The sequence below is a fragment of the Ramlibacter montanisoli genome, assembly GCF_013087525.1.
In the GTDB taxonomy this organism is placed as follows: Bacteria; Pseudomonadota; Gammaproteobacteria; order Burkholderiales; family Burkholderiaceae_C; genus Ramlibacter; species Ramlibacter montanisoli.
This window is the reverse complement of record NZ_JABFCS010000001.1, coordinates 3,848,050-3,864,601: the sequence shown is the minus strand read 5'-3', so window position 1 is coordinate 3,864,601 and position 16,552 is coordinate 3,848,050. Positions and strand designations below refer to the sequence as shown.

Annotated in this window: 13 protein-coding genes and 2 pseudogenes; 10 read left to right on the top strand and 5 right to left on the bottom strand. The window is 69.7% G+C overall.

Annotated features, from left to right (window positions below; translation table 11 throughout):
* Positions 1-197: 197 nt before the first annotated feature.
* The 6 genes from HK415_RS19155 (at position 198) to HK415_RS19135 (ending at position 4,647) form a co-directional block, all read left to right on the top strand.
* Positions 198-1,118: a pirin family protein gene (locus tag HK415_RS19155; protein ID WP_171562042.1), complete on the top strand. Its 921-nt coding sequence runs from the start codon at positions 198-200 to the stop codon at positions 1,116-1,118.
* A gap of 139 nt (positions 1,119-1,257) precedes the next feature.
* The gene (locus HK415_RS19150; RefSeq protein ID WP_216369827.1) at positions 1,258-2,352 is read left to right on the top strand and encodes a multicopper oxidase family protein; all 1,095 of its coding nucleotides are present in this window, start codon (positions 1,258-1,260) and stop codon (positions 2,350-2,352) included.
* Entirely contained in the window at positions 2,322-2,669 is a 348-nt protein-coding gene (locus tag HK415_RS24065) for a multicopper oxidase domain-containing protein (protein ID WP_216369826.1), read from the top strand. Before HK415_RS19150 ends, HK415_RS24065 begins: the two co-directional genes overlap by 31 nt.
* Positions 2,670-2,721: 52 nt before the next feature.
* A complete protein-coding gene (locus tag HK415_RS19145; RefSeq protein ID WP_171562040.1) occupies positions 2,722-3,276 on the top strand; it encodes a GAF domain-containing protein in 555 nt (184 codons plus the stop codon).
* Between the two features lie 134 nt (positions 3,277-3,410).
* Entirely contained in the window at positions 3,411-3,824 is a 414-nt protein-coding gene (locus tag HK415_RS19140) for an EF-hand domain-containing protein (protein ID WP_171562038.1), read from the top strand.
* A 76-nt stretch (positions 3,825-3,900) separates the two neighbouring features.
* Positions 3,901-4,647 (top strand): glycosyltransferase, encoded by a 747-nt coding sequence (locus HK415_RS19135; RefSeq protein WP_171562036.1) that lies wholly within the window; start codon positions 3,901-3,903, stop codon positions 4,645-4,647.
* Between the two features lie 4 nt (positions 4,648-4,651).
* Here HK415_RS19135 and gap read toward each other — a convergent pair whose 3' ends face one another.
* Both gap and tkt read right to left on the bottom strand, forming a co-directional pair.
* Positions 4,652-5,653 carry a type I glyceraldehyde-3-phosphate dehydrogenase gene (gene gap, locus HK415_RS19130; RefSeq protein WP_171562034.1) on the bottom strand — a complete coding sequence of 334 codons (1,002 nt, stop codon included), beginning with the start codon at positions 5,651-5,653 and terminating at the stop codon, positions 4,652-4,654.
* A gap of 23 nt (positions 5,654-5,676) precedes the next feature.
* Positions 5,677-7,689, bottom strand: a complete 2,013-nt coding sequence (gene tkt, locus HK415_RS19125) for a transketolase (RefSeq protein WP_171562025.1) — start codon at positions 7,687-7,689, stop codon at positions 5,677-5,679.
* Positions 7,690-7,807: 118 nt separating this feature from the next.
* Here tkt and HK415_RS19120 point away from each other — a divergent pair, with 118 nt between their 5' ends.
* The 3 genes and pseudogenes from HK415_RS19120 to HK415_RS19110 all read left to right on the top strand — a co-directional run bounded on the left by HK415_RS19120 (position 7,808) and on the right by HK415_RS19110 (position 10,319).
* Complete coding sequence (locus tag HK415_RS19120; RefSeq protein WP_171562023.1) at positions 7,808-8,170, top strand: S-adenosylmethionine decarboxylase family protein; 363 nt, start codon at positions 7,808-7,810, stop codon at positions 8,168-8,170.
* 14 nt (positions 8,171-8,184) lie between these two features.
* A pseudogene (gene murU, locus HK415_RS19115) lies at positions 8,185-8,867 on the top strand (N-acetylmuramate alpha-1-phosphate uridylyltransferase MurU).
* A 54-nt stretch (positions 8,868-8,921) separates the two neighbouring features.
* Positions 8,922-10,319 (top strand): aminopeptidase P N-terminal domain-containing protein, encoded by a 1,398-nt coding sequence (locus tag HK415_RS19110; protein WP_171562021.1) that lies wholly within the window; start codon positions 8,922-8,924, stop codon positions 10,317-10,319.
* A 16-nt stretch (positions 10,320-10,335) separates the two neighbouring features.
* On the opposite strand, the gene HK415_RS19105 is transcribed toward HK415_RS19110, so the two are convergent.
* The 3 genes and pseudogenes from HK415_RS19105 to HK415_RS19095 all read right to left on the bottom strand — a co-directional run.
* The gene (locus HK415_RS19105) at positions 10,336-11,616 is read right to left on the bottom strand and encodes a DUF445 domain-containing protein (protein WP_171562019.1); all 1,281 of its coding nucleotides are present in this window, start codon (positions 11,614-11,616) and stop codon (positions 10,336-10,338) included.
* Positions 11,544-12,116 (bottom strand): NAD-glutamate dehydrogenase domain-containing protein, encoded by a 573-nt coding sequence (locus HK415_RS25530; protein WP_253261954.1) that lies wholly within the window; start codon positions 12,114-12,116, stop codon positions 11,544-11,546. The genes HK415_RS19105 and HK415_RS25530 overlap by 73 nt, the downstream gene beginning before the upstream one ends.
* 58 nt (positions 12,117-12,174) lie before the next feature.
* Positions 12,175-16,260: pseudogene (locus HK415_RS19095) on the bottom strand (NAD-glutamate dehydrogenase); the annotation flags it as partial.
* Between HK415_RS19095 and HK415_RS26585 the strand changes: the two are divergent.
* Complete coding sequence (locus tag HK415_RS26585) at positions 16,252-16,467, top strand: hypothetical protein (RefSeq protein WP_171562015.1); 216 nt, start codon at positions 16,252-16,254, stop codon at positions 16,465-16,467. The pseudogene HK415_RS19095 and the gene HK415_RS26585 overlap by 9 nt on opposite strands.
* Positions 16,468-16,552: the final 85 nt, after the last annotated feature.

Genomic DNA, 16,552 nt, shown 5'->3' with positions numbered 1-16,552 from the left:
AAGCCCGGGAGGCCAGGCCTGACATGGTGGGAAGGTTGAAACTGTGGGCACCCGCCCGCACCTGCGATCTTTGAAAGGCCTGCCATGTCCTCCTCCGCCGTCCTCGCGGTCAAGCCGCTGGGCTTCCCTGGGAAACCGCCGACCCCTTCCTGTTCTGCGCCTACCACGACGACGCCTATCCGCGCGGCAACGGCAGGATGGGGCCGGCCGTGCCGCTGGCGGGGCGCGACATCGGCCAGGACTTCAGCCGCAAGGACGGCTGGAGCATGTACCACGGCGACAGCGTGCCGGGCTTTCCCGCGCACCCGCACCGCGGCTTCGAGACCGTGACCATCGTGCGCAAGGGCCTGATCGACCACAGCGACTCGCTCGGCGCCATCGCGCGCTTCGGCGGCGGCGACGTGCAGTGGGTGACCGCCGGCCGCGGCATCGTGCACTCGGAGATGTTCCCGCTGCTCAAGACCGACGAGGCCAACCCGCTGGAGCTGTTCCAGATCTGGCTGAACCTGCCCAAGCGCAACAAGATGGCCGAGCCCCACTTCACCATGCTGTGGAACGAGCAGGTGCCCCGGCGCGTGCTGCAGGACGCGCAGGGCCGCAGCACCGAAGTGGCCGTGATCGCCGGGCGTTTCGGCGACGTCGCGCCGCTGGCCCCGCCGCCGGACTCGTGGGCCGCGCAGGACGAGGCGGACGTCGCGATCTGGACGCTGCGCATGGAACCCGGCGCCGGCTTCCAGCCGCCGCCGGCGGTGCTGGCGGGGACGCAGCGCACGCTCTACTTCTTCAAGGGCGCCAGCGCGATGGTGGGCGGCCGCACGGTCGAAGGACCGGTGGCGATCACGCTCGACGCCGGCGTGGAGGTGGCCATCGCCGCCGGCGACACGGTGTGCGAATTCCTGCTGCTGCAGGGCCGGCCGATCGGCGAGCCGGTGGCGCAGTACGGCCCCTTCGTGATGAACACGCAGCAGGAGATCGCACAGGCCATGCAGGACTACCGGCGCACGCAGTTCGGTGGCTGGCGCTTCGCCGACACCGCGCCGGTGCACGGCGGCGAGCCCGCGCGCTTCGCGCGCTACCCGGACGGGCGCGAGGACCGGCCGGCGGCCGCGGGCGGGTGAGGGCGGCGCGGCGCGGCATGCGCCGACAGGCCGGGCGAAAGCAGGGCCCCTTGAGCTGGCGCAAATCGCCGCCAGCCAGCCTGCGTAGACTGGACTCACGAAGATGGGCCATTGCGCCCGCCCGCAAGGAGACATCCCCGTGAGCATCCCCCGCCGCCGCTTCCTGCAGACCGCCGGCGCCGCTGCCGGCGCGGCGCTGCTGCCGTCCACGTCCTTCGCCGCCCCCATCCCCTCCGAGCTGGTGGCCGGCGTGTTCCGCCACCGGGTGCGCGAGAACGGCCCGGAAACCGGCGTCTGGGGCTACAACCAGTCGGTGCCGGGGCCGGTGCTGCGCTTCAAGCGCGGCGAGGAAGCGATCGTGCAGCTGAAGAACCGGCTGCCGCAGGCCAGCACCGTGCACTGGCATGGCGTGCGCGTCCCCAACGAGATGGACGGCGTGCCGAACGTCACGCAGGAAGCGATCGCGCCCAACGCCGACTTCACCTACCGCTTCCGCACGCCCGATGCCGGCACCTACTGGTACCACCCGCACCAGTCCAGTTTCGAGCAGGTCCCGCGCGGCCTGTACGGCGCGCTGATCGTCGACGAGGACAGGCCGCTGCCGGTGGACCGCGAGGTGATCTGGGTGCTGAGCGACCTGAAGCTGGGAAGCGACAACCAGCAGGTGGAGGACTTCGGCAAGGTGGTGGACTTCGGCAGCGGCGGCCGCCTGGGCAACACCATCGCCATCAACGGCAAGGCCGCCGGCGCCCAGCAGCGCCTGCAGCTGCGGCCCGGCGAGCGCGTGCGCCTGCGCCTGATCAACGCGGCCTCGGCCCGCATCCTGTCGCTGGACTTCACCGGCCACACGCCCTGGGTGGTGTCGCTCGACGGCCAGGGCGTCCGGCCGCAGCCGCTGCGCGCGCCCCCCTGCTGCTCGGGGGCGGCCAGCGCACCGACCTGGTCCTCGACGGCAGCGCCGGCAAGGGCGAGTTCGCCGTCTGGGACCGGCGGGACCAGGGCACCCGCATCGCCACCATCGCCTACGGCGGCACGCCGGTGCGCACCAAGGTGCTCGGCGCGCCGCCGGCGATCGCGCCGAACCGCATCGCCCAGCCCAACCTGTCGCGTGCCACGCGCCACTTCATCGCCTTCGAAGGCGGAGTGCTGGGCCTGCCGGCGATCGGCCAGGTCGATGGCCGGCCGCAGGACGTCAAGAGCATCATGGAGCGCCACGGCCTGTCCTGGACCATGAACTACACCGCGCAGCACGAGCACGCGATGATGCACGAGCCGCTGTTCCACCTGCGGCGCGGCGAGCACGTGGTCCTCAAGATGCTCAACCGCACGGAGTTCGAACACCCCATGCACCTGCACGGCCACTTCTTCCAGGTGGTCGCCCTCGACGGCAAGGCGGTGCGGCAGCGCGTGTGGCGCGACACGGTCATGATGGCCCCGCGCCAGGAAATGGACATCGCCTTCGTCGCCGACAACGTCGGCGAGTGGATGTTCCACTGCCACATCCTCGACCATGCCGCCGGCGGGATGATGGGCACCATCATCGTCGAATAGCCCTGGGTGATCCCGGGTAGCTCGGCCGTGCCCCGCTGCCTATACTGGGCGGATGGCATTGGAGTCCGTGCCGGCCTTGTCCGGCCTGAGTGAAGAACAACGCAAGTTCCTGCTGGCCGCCGCGCAGCGGGCGCGGCGCATGGCCCAGGACGGCGCACCTCTGCGCGATGTGCTCGCGCAGCTCACGAGCGCGGTCGAAACCCTCGCGCGCGGCAGCACCGTGGCCTCCATCCTCATCCTCGATCGCGACGGGCTGTTGCGCAACGGCGCCTCGCCCAACCTGCCCGCGGACTACCTGGACGCCATCGACCGCCTGAAGCCGAACGCCAACGTGGGAACCTGCGCCGCGGCCGCGGCCACCGGCGAGGTGGTGGAGACGCCCAGTTTCTACGACGACCGGCGCTGGGCCGAGTTGCGCCACCTGCCGCTGGCCCTGGGCTTCCTGGGCGCCTGGAGCTTACCGATCAAGTCCGACACCGGCCACGTGCTCGGCACCTTCGGCACCTATTTCCGCGAGCACCGCTCGCCCACGGACATGGAAAAGCAGTCGGTGGCGGCGCTGGCGGCGGTCGCCGCCGAGGCCATCGCGCTCGGCGCCGTCGGCTGAGACAGCCCCGGGCCGTTGCCCGGTCGAGCAGGTCACGTCCCGGGCCCGACGATTCCTACACGAAGTCCCTGCGCCGCGGCTTTCCCGCGACCACGCGGCTGCGCCATCGTTTCCCCGTACCCATGGAGAGTCCGATGAGACAAGCGAGGAAACTGCTGCTGCTCGGCTGCCTGGCGGGCCTGCCCGCCTTCGCCGCCGCCGACCTGTTCGCGAAGATGGACGCCGACCGCAACGGCCGCATCAGCGCGGCCGAACACGCCGAGGGCGCGCGCGCCATGTTCCGTGCGATGGATGCGGACAAGGACGGCCGCGTGACCAGCCGCGAGATGACCGCGGCGCAGGGCAAGGTGGGCAGCGGCAAGCGCTCCGGCATGAGCTCGGCGGAGAAGATCCGCGTGATCGACAGCAACCACGACGGCGTGCTGTCGGCCGAGGAACACCAGGCCGGCTCGGAAGTGATGTTCGAGATGATGGACCGCAACAAGGACGGCAGGCTCACGCGCGGGGAATACAGCGCGGGGCACGCGAAGCTGCTGGCGAAGAAGTAGCAAGAGCCTGTTAGGCGGATCCCCGAGGTCCTAGAATCGGACAACGCTGTAACGACGCAGGTCACAAGGGACGGTCATGGACAAGCAGGGGACACCATCCCTATTCCAGTCGCTGCGCAGGAAGCTCTTCGGCCATCGGGTCAAGTGCTTCATCATCCACTTCAACCGGCCGACCTTCCTTCTCCGATTGCTCGAGGTGCTGTCCGCGCATCCGCGGCTGGACGTCTACGTGATCGACAATTGTTCCCGGGCCGAATGCCGGGCCGGTGCCGAGGCGCTCGCGGATCGGTTCGGGGCCAAGTTCCTGCCGATGGACAGGAACCACGGCCATACGGTGGTGTGGGCTCAGGGCTTGAGCGCCAAATATGCCAGGGACGAGCCCTACCTCGTGACGGATTGCGATGTCATCCCGAACCCCGAGGTCGACTGGCTCGCGCTGCTGGAGAAGGGACTGCGCGAGCATCCGCATGCGAACAAGGCGGGGCTCGAACTGAACGTGAGCCGCATACCCCCGGCTTACCCCAAGAGAGCCGAGGTGATCGCACACGAACGGACGAACCTCTACCGCAAGGTGCTCGACGCCGAATTCCAGGAATGCGGCGTGGACACAACGCTGGCACTGTATCGCGCCGGCTATCACGACTATTCCGTCTGGGGAACGGATTCCAACCAGTGGGCAGGGCGTTGCCTGTCACTGCGTACGGTGCAGCCGCAGTTCGAGGCGGATCATCTCGGTTGGCACCTGGTTCCGCCGTACAACGAGGAAACCCGGCGCTATTTCGAGGCGATACGCAGCATCGCCATCGGCCACTGGAAGGACTAGTTCGTCACTTGCCCGCCACGACGCGGACCATCTCCAGGCACTTGTTCGAGTAGCCCCATTCGTTGTCGTACCAGCTCACCAGCTTGACGAAGGTGGAGTCCAGCGCGATGCCGGCGTCGGCGTCGAAGATCGAGGTGCGCGCGTCGCCCACGAAGTCGGTCGCCACCACCTTGTCTTCGGTGTAGCCCAGGATGCCCTTGAGCGCTCCTTCGCTCTGCGCCTTCATCTCCGCGCAGATCTCGGCGTAGGTGGCCGGCTTTTCCAGTTCCACCGTCAGGTCGACCACCGACACGTCGGAGGTCGGCACGCGGAAGGACATGCCGGTGAGCTTCTTGTTCAGCTCGGGGATCACCACGCCCACCGCCTTGGCCGCGCCGGTGGAGGAGGGGATGATGTTTTCCAGGATGCCGCGGCCGCCGCGCCAGTCCTTGTTGGACGGGCCGTCCACGGTCTTCTGCGTGGCGGTGGCGGCGTGCACGGTGGTCATCAGGCCGCGCTTGATGCCCCACTTGTCGTTCATCACCTTGGCGATGGGCGCCAGGCAGTTGGTGGTGCAGGAGGCGTTGGAGATGATGTCCTCGCCCTTGTACTTCTGGTGGTTCACGCCGAACACGAACATCGGCGTGTCGTCCTTGGACGGGGCGGACAGGATCACCTTCTTCGCGCCGGCCTGCAGGTGCTTGTGCGCGCCGTCCTTGCTCAGGAAGATGCCGGTGGACTCGATCACCACGTCGGCGCCGACCTCGCCCCACTTCAGGTTGGCGGGATCCTTCTCCTGGGTCAGGCGGATCTTCTTGCCGTTGACGATCAGCGTGTTGCCGTCGACCTTCACGTCGCCCTTGAAGCGGCCGTGCACCGAGTCGTACTGCAGCATGTAGGCCAGGTAGTCCGGCTCCAGCAGGTCGTTGATGCCCACGATCTCGATGTCGGGGAAGTTCTGCACCGCGGAGCGCAGCACGTTGCGGCCGATGCGGCCGAAGCCATTGATGCCAACCTTGATAGCCATTCGATTCTCCTGGATAAAAACCCTTAGGCCCGCTGCAGCACCGCGCGCACGGTGTCGGCCACGTTCTCCGGCGTGAAGCCGAAGTGCTTGAACAAGACATTAGCAGGCGCCGACTCGCCGAAGCTGTCGATACCCACGACGGCAGCGCAGCCGTACTTCCACCAGAAATCCGTCACGCCCGCCTCGACCGCGATGCGCGGGATGCCCGCGGGCAGCACGCTTTCCTTGTAGCCGCGGTCCTGCCGGTCGAAGGCCGTCGTGCTGGGCATGGACACCACGCGCACCTTCACGCCTTCGGCGGCGAGCTGCTCGCGCGCCTTCAGCACCAGCTGCACTTCGGAGCCGGTGGCGATCAGCACCGCATCGGGCTGCCTGTCGTCGGCCAGCACGTAGGCGCCGCGTTCGATGTTGTCCAGGCCGGTCTTGGGCGCGTAGGCCAGGTTCTGCCGCGACAGCAGCAGCGCCGTCGGGCGATTCGCGTTCTGCAGCGCCACCGTCCAGGCCACCGCGGTCTCGGCGGTGTCGGCGGGACGCCAGACGTCCAGGTTGGGGATCAGGCGCAGGCTGGCCGCGTGCTCGACCGACTGGTGCGTCGGACCGTCTTCACCGAGGCCGATGGAGTCGTGCGTGAACACGTGGATCACGCGGCGCTTCATCAGCGCGGCCATGCGGATGGCGTTGCGGCTGTAGTCGCTGAAGGTGAGGAAGGTGCCGCCGTAGGGGATGAAGCCGCCGTGCAGCGCGACGCCGTTCATGACCGCCGCCATGCCGAACTCGCGCACGCCGTAGTTGACGTGGCGGCCGATCCTGCCTTCGTTGCGCACCACGTCGCCCGACTGGTCGAAGCGCAGCGGCGGGGTGCTCTTGGTGTTGGTCAGGTTGGAGCCGGTCAGGTCGGCCGAGCCGCCCAGCAGTTCCGGCAGGGCCGCCGTCAGCGTCTCCAGCGCCAGCTGCGAGGCCTTGCGCGAAGCGACCGTCTCGGCCTTGCCATGGGTGGCGGCGATGGCGTCGGCCGCCATCTCGGCGAAGTTCGCCGGCAGCTCGCCCTTCATGCGGCGGGTGAATTCGGCGGCCAGTTCCGGGTGCTCGGCGCGGTAGGCGGCGAAGCGCCGGTCCCAGTCGGATTCCAGCGCGTCGCCCTTGGCGCGCGCGTCCCACTCCTCGTACACGCCCTTGGGCAGCTCGAAGGGCTGGTGCGGCCAGCCCAGCGCGGTGCGGGTGAGCGCGATCTCGTCGGCACCCAGCGGCTCGCCGTGCGCCTTGGCGGTGTTGGCGCGGTTGGGCGAGCCCTTGCCGATGTGGGTCTTGGCCACGATCAGCGTCGGCTTCTCGGCGCTGCGGCGGGCGTCGGCGATCGCGCGGTCCACCGCTTCGATGTCGTGGCCGTCCACCGGGCCGATCACGTTCCAGCCATAGGCGCGGAAGCGCGCCGGCGTGTCGTCGATGAACCAGGGCGTGACCTGGCCGTCGATCGAGATGCCGTTGTCGTCGTACACCGCCACCAGCTTGTTCAGCTTCCAGGCGCCGGCGAGCGCGCACGCTTCGTGGCTGATGCCTTCCATCAGGCAGCCGTCGCCCAGGAAGACGTAGGTGTGGTGGTCGACGATCGCGTGGCTGCCGCGGTTGAATTCGGCGGCCAGCAGCTTTTCCGCCAGCGCCATGCCCACCGCATTGGTGATGCCCTGGCCCAGCGGGCCGGTGGTCGTCTCGATGCCCGGGGTGACGTCGACTTCAGGATGGCCGGGGGTCTTGCTGTGCAGCTGGCGGAAGCCCTTGAGCTCGCCGGCCGGCAGCGCGTAGCCGGTCAGGTGCAGCAGCGCGTAGACCAGCATGGAGGCATGGCCGTTGGACAGCACGAAGCGGTCGCGGTCGGCCCAGTGCGGGTTCTTCGGGTTGTGACGCAGGTGACGGTGCCAGAGGGCCACGGCAATGTCCGCCATGCCCATGGGCGCGCCCGGGTGGCCCGAGTTCGCTTGTTGCACGGCGTCCATGGCGAGCGCGCGGATCGCGTTCGCCATCAGGGAATCGTTGGCCATCAGGGGCAGCTCCGGGGAGGGGGAAAGGGAGGATCAGGGGAAACCCGGCATTTTAAGGGACGCAGCCCGGGCTCCCCGCCGACCCCGGACCCAAGCGTCCCTGGCATACATTCGGGGCATGAAGGGCCTCCACCTCACCGCCGACCTGTACCGCTGCCGTTGCGAGCCGGCCTGGCTCGCGGACGCGCAGCAGCTGGCGGCCTGGTGCGCGTCGGCGGCGCAGGCCGTCGGCCTGGAGCCGCTGGAGCACGCCTTCCACCCGGTGGACGGCGGCGGCATCACCGGTGCGGTGCTGATGCCCGGCGCGCACGTCTGCCTGCACACCTGGCCAGGCGAGAAGGCGGTGGCCGTCGATGTGTACGTCGGCGACGCGGCGACCGACCAGTCGGCCAAGGCGCGCGGCCTGATGTTCGCGCTGGTCAACCGCTTCCAGCCGGAGTGGACCGAGCAGCGCTCGCTGGACCGGGGAGAAGAAGAATGAGCATCGCGCAGGCCATGATCCTGGCCGCCGGCCGCGGCGAACGCATGCGGCCTCTCACCGACACTTGCCCGAAGCCTTTGCTGAAGGTCAAGGGCAAGCCCCTGGTCGAATACCACCTCGACGCGCTGGCGCACGGCGGCTTTCGCGACGTCGTCATCAACACGGCCTGGCTCGGCGAGCAGCTGGAGGACCATTTCGGCCACGAAAGCACCAGCGGCTGCCGCATCAAGTATTCGCACGAGGGCAAGGACTTCGGCGGCGCGCTGGAAACGGCCGGCGGCATCGCCCGCGCCCTGCCGCTGCTGGCCGACGTGTTCTGGGTCGTGGCCGGCGACGTCTACATGCCGCACTTCCTGTTCACCCGCGCGGCCTACGACAAGTTCGCGGCCAGCGGCAAGCTGGCGCACCTGATCCTGGTGCCCAACCCCGAGCACAACGCCAGGGGCGACTTCGGCCTGGCGCCGGACGGCCATGCGCTCAACCAGGCGGCCGAGCGCCACACCTATTCCACGGTGGCCCTGTTCCGCAAGGACTTCTTCGCCGGCCTGCCGGCGGGCAATCCCCAGGGCGACATCGCCAAGCTGGCGCCGCTGCTGCGGGCGGCCATGGACCGGGGCGAAGTGAGCGCGAGCTGTACCACGGACCCTGGACCGACGTGGGCACGCCGGAGCGCCTGGCGGCCTTGAACGCCGGATAAAAGCCCGAAAGCCTCGGATTCCCGCCTGCGCGGGAATGACGACAGAATGGGGGCATGAACACCACCGTGCCCACCTCGGTCTACGCCCAGCGCCGCGCCCGCATGGCCGCGCAGCTCGGCACCAACGGCATCGCCCTGATCCCCACCGCGCCGGAGCGCCCGCGCAACCGCGATTCCGACTTCCTGTACCGCCACGACAGCTACTTCTACTACCTGACCGGCTTCACCGAGCCGAACGCCTGGCTGGTGGTGACCGGCGACGGCAGCAGCACGCTGTTCTGCCAGCCCAAGGACCTGGAACGCGAGATCTGGGACGGCTACCGGCTGGGCCCGGAGGCGGCGGTCGGCGCGCTGGCGGTGAACGCCGCCTTCCCGATCGGCGAGCTGGATGCGCAGATGCCCAAGCTGCTGGAGAACCGCGACACGGTCTGGTTCCCCTTCGCCATCCACCAGGGGCTGGAGCAGCGCGTGGCTGGCTGGCTCAACCAGGTGCGCGCGCGCGTGCGCTACGGCGCGCTGTGCCCCGAGCAGCAGCGCGACCTGTGCGCGGTGCTGGACGAGATGCGCCTGTTCAAGGACGCGCACGAGCAGGACACCATGCGCCGCGCCGCCGCGATCAGCGCGCGTGCCCACGTCCGGACCATGCAGGCCTGCGCGCGCATGCTGCGCGAGGGCAGGGACGTGCGCGAGTTCCACCTGGACGCCGAGCTGATGCACGAGTTCCGCCTGGCCGGCTCGCAGTACCCCGCCTACAGCTCCATCGTCGCCGCCGGCGCCAATGCCTGCGTGCTGCACTACCGTGCCGACGTCGCGCCGGTGCGTGCCGGCGAGCTGGTGCTGATCGACGCCGGCTGCGAACTCGACGGCTATGCCAGCGACATCACGCGCACCTTCCCGGCCGACGGCAGGTTCAGCGGCCCGCAGCGCGCGCTCTACGACATCGTGCTGGCCTCGCAGGACGCGGCGGTCGCCGTCACCAAGCCCGGCGCGCGCTTCACCGACCCGCACGAGGCGGCGGTAAAGGTGCTGGCGCAGGGCATGCTCGACGTCGGCCTCCTCGACAAGTCCAAGGTGGGAACGCTGGACGACGTGATCGAGAAGCGCGCCTACTTTCCCTTCTACATGCACCGCACCGGCCACTGGCTGGGCATGGACGTGCATGACTGCGGCAGCTACGTCGAACCCGGCGAAGTGGGGCAGGTGAGCGAGCGCAAGGACCCGCTGTCCGGCGAGATCATCAAGAACCGCCCGAGCCGCGTGCTGCGGCCCGGCATGGTCCTGACCATCGAGCCCGGGATCTACGTGCGCCCGGGCGAAGGCGTGCCGGAGCAGTTCCACCACATCGGCATCCGCATCGAGGACGACGCCATCGTCACGCCGCAGGGCTGCGACCTGATCACGCGCGGCGTGCCGGTGAAGGCCGACGAGATCGAGGCCTTGATGCGCGGCTGACCGCAAGCCTTGCGCTTCAGGGCAGCCGGCGCAGGGCCTCCCCGCCGGCGAACAGCAGCAGGCCGATCACGCCGCCCACCAGCGTGCCGTTGATGCGGATCTTCTGCAGCTGCGTGCCTATGCTCAGCTCGACCTGTTCCGACATCTCGCGCGCGTCCCAGTTCTTCACGGTGTCGCGGATGTGGGTGGTGAGGTAGGCCGAGAACTCCGGCGCGGCGCTGCGGGCGGCCGCCTCCAGCTGCGCGTTGAGCGTGCGGCGCAGTTCCGCGTCACCCGAGATCTCGCGCCCGAGCCACAGGGCCGCCGCCATCAGGTTGCGGTGGATCTGCGAGTCGCTGTCCTCCAGGTCCTTGTGCAGCCACTCGGACACGGTGCGCCACAGCTCCGAGGCATAGCGCCCGAGGTCCTCGTCGTTGAGCAGGTAGCGCTTGATCTGCTCCGCCTTCTGCTGCATCACCGGGTCGCCCTTCAGCCGCGCGATCAGGTCCGCGGCCTGCGCGTCGAAGGCGGTGCGCAGGCCATGCGACGGGTCGTCGCGCACTTCGTCGAGGAAGCGCCCGAGCTGCTCGGCGATCAGCTGGCTGCCCTTGTCGCCCAGCCACTCGGTGGGCAGCACCAGCTGCTTGCGGTAGTGCTCGGTCTTGAGCCACAGCACGATCTTCTCGGCGATCGCCTCGCGCGTGCCCTGCTTGTCCAGGAGGTGCAGCATCTTCGCGATCACCTGGTCCAGCAGTTCCTGGTGCCGGCCGCCCGCCGTCAGCGTGTCCAGCACCTCGCCGGCGGAACGCGAGAGATCCACGTCGGCCATCACCGCCCGCGTCGCCTGTTTCAGCAGGTGCTGCACCCGGTCGGCCTCCACCAGCTGCAGCGAGCCGGCCATGCACTTGACCAGGAAGCCGCCCAGGCGGCGCGTGTTCTCTTCCTGCGTGAGCCAGGTGCCGAGGTCGGCCGCGAGGTCCTGCCGGCGGATCAGCGCCGCCAGCGAGTCGGCATCGAGGAACTTGTCCTGCACGAAGCGCGCGAGGTTCTCGCCGATCTCGTCCTTGCGGCGCGCGATCACGTCGGTGTCGCGGCCGATCAGCGGCACCGGCAGCGGCCGGAACAGCGCCTCCACCGCGAACCAGTCGGCCAGGCCGCCGACGATGGCGGCCTCGCAGGTCATGCGCAAGCCGCTGGCGAACAGGCCCGGCGGCAGCCAGAAGCTCACGACCAGGGTGGCGGCCATCAGCACCAGCAGCAGCAGCGCCCGCCGCTTGGCGCGGGCCAGCTGGGTGCGCTGCTCGGTGGGGGACTGCATCGGTGCCGTTGCGCCGCCTCAGACCAGGTTGCGCAGCTCCGCAGCGCGACGGACAGCATCGCCAGGTCGCTGCCCGGTGTCTCCTGCAGTTCCACCAGCAGCCGCTGAGCGCGGTCCAGCGCCTGCCGGTTGCCGTGCTCCCAGCGATCCAGCACCTCGCCGGCATTGCCGTCGCCGTGGCCCAGCGCCTCCAGCGCGATCGAGCGCTGCAGGTCGTTCAGGTCGTCACTCAGCGCGAGCTTGGCCAGGCTGTGCCAGTAGCTGTCGGCCGGCAGCAGCTCGATCTGCTGGCGCATGCGCTCCAGCCCGAGCCGCTGGCCGACGCCGGCGTGCACCTGCGCGGTCTGCGCCAGCGGCCGCTTGCTCGCTTCGGCGATGTCGGCGATGTCCAGCGCGCTGAACAGGGTCTCGGCGCCGTCCACCTGCACCGCCAGCGGTTGCGGCACGCCGGCCTGGGTCCAGCGCAGCGCGCGCGGCGATCCGCTCGCTCCCGCCGCCATGTGCGTGCAGCGCCTGCACCGCGGGCGCGAAGCGCGCCACCTGCTGCTGCGTGGGCTCGAACAATCGGCGCGAGCGCAGGAACCAGGTGGTGGCGCGCGTGACCAGCGCGCGCAGCGTGACCACCATGTCGGCCTGCACCTCGTCGGGCACCAGGCTGTCGAGCGACTCGATCTGCTGCCACAGCGGCACCAGCCCGAACACCTCGCGGCTGGCGAGGTAGGCGCGCACCACCTGCGGCGGTGTCGCACCGGTGATCTCGCCCAGGCGGTGGACGGAGGTCGGCCCGACGCGGTTGACCATGCTGTTCAACACGTGGGTGGCGATGATCTCGCGCTTGAGTGGATGGCGCGGGATGTAGGCGGCGAACTTTTCCTTCAGCTGGGTGGGGAAGTAGCGCTCCAGCGCGGTCGCGATCCAGGGATCTTCCGGCAGGTCGGAGGCGATCAGCTCGTCGTTCAGCCACATCTTGCTGTACGCCAGCAGCACCGCCTGCTCGGGGTTGGTGAGGCCCAGGCCCTTGGCCCGGCGTTCGGCGATCGCCTCGTCGGAAGGCAGGAACTCGATGCTGCGATTGAGTTCGCCCTTCTTCTCCAGGAAGCGGATGAAGCGCGCCTGCTCCTCCAGCTGGCGGGCCGCCAGCCGCTGGCCGACCGAGAGCGCCTGCGTCTGGAAGTAGTTGTCGCGCAGCACCAGCGCCGCCACCTGGTCGGTCATCTGCGGCAGCAGGGTGTTGCGCTGCTTTTCCGTCAGCTCGCCGTCGCCCTGTGCGATGCCCAGCAGGATCTTGATGTTCACCTCGTGGTCGGAGGTGTCGACGCCGGCGGAGTTGTCGATCGCGTCGGTGTTCAGTTTCACGCCCGCCAGCGCCGCCTCGATCCGCCCGCGCTGGGTGAAGCCCAGGTTGCCGCCCTCGGCGACCACCTTGCAGCGCAGCTCGCGGCCGTCGATGCGCACCGCGTCGTTGGCGCGGTCGCCCACGTCGGCATGCGTCTCGGCCGAGGACTTCACGTAGGTGCCGATGCCGCCGTTGTAGAGAAGATCGACGGGCGCTTTCAGGATGGCGTTGACCAGCTCCGCAGGCGTCAGCGTCTCGGCCTCGATGCCGAGCGCGGCGCGTGCCTGCGGCGACAGCGGCACCGATTTTTCCGAGCGCGCCCAGACCCCGCCACCTTCGGAGATCAGCTTGGTGTCGTAGTCGGCCCAGGAGGAGCGCGGCAGCTTGAACAGGCGTTCGCGCTCGGCGAACGAGGCTTCGGCCTGCGGGTCCGGGTCGATGAAGACGTGGCGATGGTCGAAGGCCGCCACCAGCCGGATGTGCCGCGACAGCAGCATGCCGTTGCCGAACACGTCGCCCGACATGTCGCCGACGCCGGCGACCGTGAAGTCGGTCGTCTGCGTGTCCAGCCCCAGGCCGCGGAAGTGGCGCATGACGCTTTCCCAGGCGCCGCGGGCGGTGATGCCCATGGCCTTGTGGTCGTAGCCCCGGCTGCCACCGGATGCGAAGGCGTCGCCCAGCCAGTGCCCGTATTCGGCGCTGATGGCGTTGGCGTGGTCGGAGAAGCTGGCCGTGCCCTTGTCGGCGGCCACCACCAGGTAGGGGTCGTCGCCGTCGATGCGCAGCACCTGCGGCGGCGGCACCGTCTTGCCGCCCACCAGGTTGTCCGTCAGGTCCAGCAGGCCGCGCAGGTAGTCCTGGTAGCAGGCGATGCCTTCCTTCAGGAAGGCATCGCGCTCGCTGGCCGGCGGCGCCTTCTTCAGCACGAAACCGCCCTTGGAGCCCACCGGCACGATCACGGTGTTCTTCACCATCTGCGCCTTCACCAGCCCCAGCACCTCGGTGCGGAAGTCGTCCGGCCGGTCCGACCAGCGCAGGCCGCCGCGCGCGACCTTGCCGCCGCGCAGGTGGATGCCCTCGAAGCGCGGCGAATAGACCCAGATCTCGTACAGCGGGCGCGGCTCGGGCAGCCCGGGCACCTTGTGCGAATCGAGCTTGAAGCTCAGGAAGGGCCGGCGCGGGCCGGCCGCGCCGCTCGCGCCGACACCGGTGCGCCAGTAGTTGGTGCGCAGCGTCGCCTGCAGCAGCGCCAGCAGCTGGCGCAGCACGCGGTCTTCCGACAGGTTGCTCACCTTTTCCAGCGCCTGCTCCAGCGCATTGACCTGCGAGGCCGCGCCCTGCGCGTCGTTGGCGGCGGGGTCGAAGCGCAGGCGGAACAGCGACACCAGCATGCGCGCGATGCGCGGATGGTTGGCCAGCGTCGCCGCGATGGTGGCCTGCGACTGCGCGAAGCCGATCTGCTTGAGGTACTTGGCGTAGGCGCGCAGCACCACCACTTCCTCGGCCGACAGCGCGGCCAGCAGCACCAGCCGGTTGAAGTCGTCGTTCTCCACCTCGCCGCGGAACACGCGCGCGAACGCGTCCTCGAACAGGCGCGCCAGCGCCTGCTGGTCGATCTCCGCGTTCGGCCGCGCCTCCAGCGCGAAGTCGTGCAGGTAGATGGAGGCGCCGCTGCCCTCGTCGATGCGGTGGTTGTCCTCGGCCAGCACGCGCACGCCCATGTGTTCCAGCATCGGCAGGCTGTCCGACAGCACCACCGGCGCGCCGACTCGGTACACCTTCAACCCGAGCCGGCCGTCCGGCGCACCGAGCGGCCAGTACAGCGCCAGGCCCAGCGGCGCCTCCGGCGTGAGCGCCTGCAGCTTGCGGATGTCGTGCACCGCCGCACGCGCCGGCACGCGCTCGCGGTAGGCGACCGGGAATGCGGTGCCCCAGCGGCGGTCGAGCGCCAGCCCGCCGGCCTCGCCCTCGGTCTCCACCAGCGCGTCGCGCAGCTCGTCCTCCCAGCGGCGCGCCACGGCGGCCAGCTTGCGCTCCAGCCCCTTGCGGTCCACCGCCGGCATCGGGTGGGGCGCGACCCGCACGTTGAAGTGGATGCGCGCCAGCTGCGTGCCGGACAGCAGCACGTCGAAGTCGATGTGGGTGCCGTTGAAGGCCTGCAGCAGGATCTTCTGGAACTTCAGCCGCAGCTGGGTGGAGAAGCTCTCGCGCGGCACGAACACCAGGCAGGACACGAAGCGGTCGAACGGGTCCTGCCACAGGAACAGGCGCAGGCGGTGGCGCTCGCCCAGCGCCAGGATGCCCATCGCGATGTCGTACAGCTCCTCGTCGGGCACCTGGAACAGGTCGTCGCGCGGGAAGGTTTCCAGCGTGTGCTGCAGCGCCTTGGACAGGTGGCCGTTGGGCGAGAAGCCGGCGCGCTGGCCCACGGCCGCCACCTTGCGGCGCAGCAGCGGCGTGTCGCTCGCGCGTTCCGAATAGGCACTGGACGTGAACAGGCCGATGAAGCGGTGCTCGCCCACCACCTTGCCGTTCGCATCGAAGCGCTTGACGCCGATGTAGTCGGTGTAGCCGTCGCGGTGCACGGTGGAGCGCGTGTTGGCCTTGGTGACCACCAGCATGGGCGAGGGCGTGCGCGCCAGGGCGCGCGCCGCCGGCGGCAGCGCGGCGAAGCTGGCCGACTGCTCGCCATGGCCTTCGCGCAACAGGCCCAGGCCGCTGCCTTCCACCAGTTTCAGCGCCAGCTCGCCCGCCGCCTCCACCAGCGCGTGCTGCCGGTACCCCAGCAGCGTGAAGTGGTCGTCGGCCAGCCAGTCCAGGAAGGCGCGCGTCTCCTGCGCTTCCTCGGGCGACACCGCCGCCGGCGGCGAGGCCAGCTCCTCGCGCACCTCGTTCAGGCGCGCCAGCATGGGTTTCCAGTCGGCCACCGCCGCCCTCACGTCGGCCAGCACGCGCTCGATGCCGCTGGCCAGCGCGGCGCGCTGCGCGACGTCCACCACCCGGTCCACCTCGATGTACATCCACGATTCGCGCGGCAGCTCCGGCGCGGCATGGCGCGGCGCCACCGACTGCAGCACGCCCTGCGCGTCGCGCTTGACGGCGAAGATGGGGTGCACGATCAGGTGCAGGGCCAGCCCCTGCCGCATGATCTCCAGCGAGACCGAGTCCACCAGGAAGGGCATGTCGTCGTTGACGACCTGCACGATGGTGTGGCGCGAACCCCAGCCGTCGGCGCCGGGCGAGGGGCTGAAGACGCGCACCTTGGGGGCGCCCGGCTGACGCTGGGACGCGAACTGCCAGTGCGACAGCAGCGCGCCCAGCAGGTCCTCGGGGTGCGTTCGTCGAGGTCCTCGACGTCCACCTGGGCGAAGTATTCGCGCGAGAAGGTGTCCAGCGGCACCCCGTCGGCGCGCGGCTGGCGGGCGTCGGCCCGCGCCAGCACCGCGGCGATGCGCTCCTCGCGCTGGTTCTCGGTCACGGCGGCCATGTTGTGTTCTCCTGTGTCCGCACTGTAGGCAGCATCGCTGCGGCAGGCTCGCCGGGCACATGCCGGATACGCATAAACCCATACTAGGGTTTTCCCGGCGCGCCCGTCTACAA

Excerpts from the sequence above, each read along its gene's own strand:
- gap (WP_171562034.1), bottom strand. The coding sequence starts at position 5,653 with ATGGCTATCAAGGTTGGCATCAATGGCTTCGGCCGCATCGGCCGCAAC.
- HK415_RS25530 (WP_253261954.1), bottom strand. The coding sequence starts at position 12,116 with ATGGCGGCGGGAGCGAGCGGATCGCCGCGCGCGCTGCGCTGGACCCAG.
- HK415_RS19145 (WP_171562040.1), top strand. The coding sequence starts at position 2,722 with ATGGCATTGGAGTCCGTGCCGGCCTTGTCCGGCCTGAGTGAAGAACAA.
- HK415_RS19135 (WP_171562036.1), top strand. The coding sequence starts at position 3,901 with ATGGACAAGCAGGGGACACCATCCCTATTCCAGTCGCTGCGCAGGAAG.
- HK415_RS19140 (WP_171562038.1), top strand. The coding sequence starts at position 3,411 with ATGAGACAAGCGAGGAAACTGCTGCTGCTCGGCTGCCTGGCGGGCCTG.
- HK415_RS24065 (WP_216369826.1), top strand. The coding sequence starts at position 2,322 with ATGGAGCGCCACGGCCTGTCCTGGACCATGAACTACACCGCGCAGCAC.
- HK415_RS19105 (WP_171562019.1), bottom strand. The coding sequence starts at position 11,616 with ATGCAGTCCCCCACCGAGCAGCGCACCCAGCTGGCCCGCGCCAAGCGG.
- HK415_RS19120 (WP_171562023.1), top strand. The coding sequence starts at position 7,808 with ATGAAGGGCCTCCACCTCACCGCCGACCTGTACCGCTGCCGTTGCGAG.
- HK415_RS19110 (WP_171562021.1), top strand. The coding sequence starts at position 8,922 with ATGAACACCACCGTGCCCACCTCGGTCTACGCCCAGCGCCGCGCCCGC.
- tkt (WP_171562025.1), bottom strand. The coding sequence starts at position 7,689 with ATGGCCAACGATTCCCTGATGGCGAACGCGATCCGCGCGCTCGCCATG.
- HK415_RS19155 (WP_171562042.1), top strand. The coding sequence starts at position 198 with ATGGGGCCGGCCGTGCCGCTGGCGGGGCGCGACATCGGCCAGGACTTC.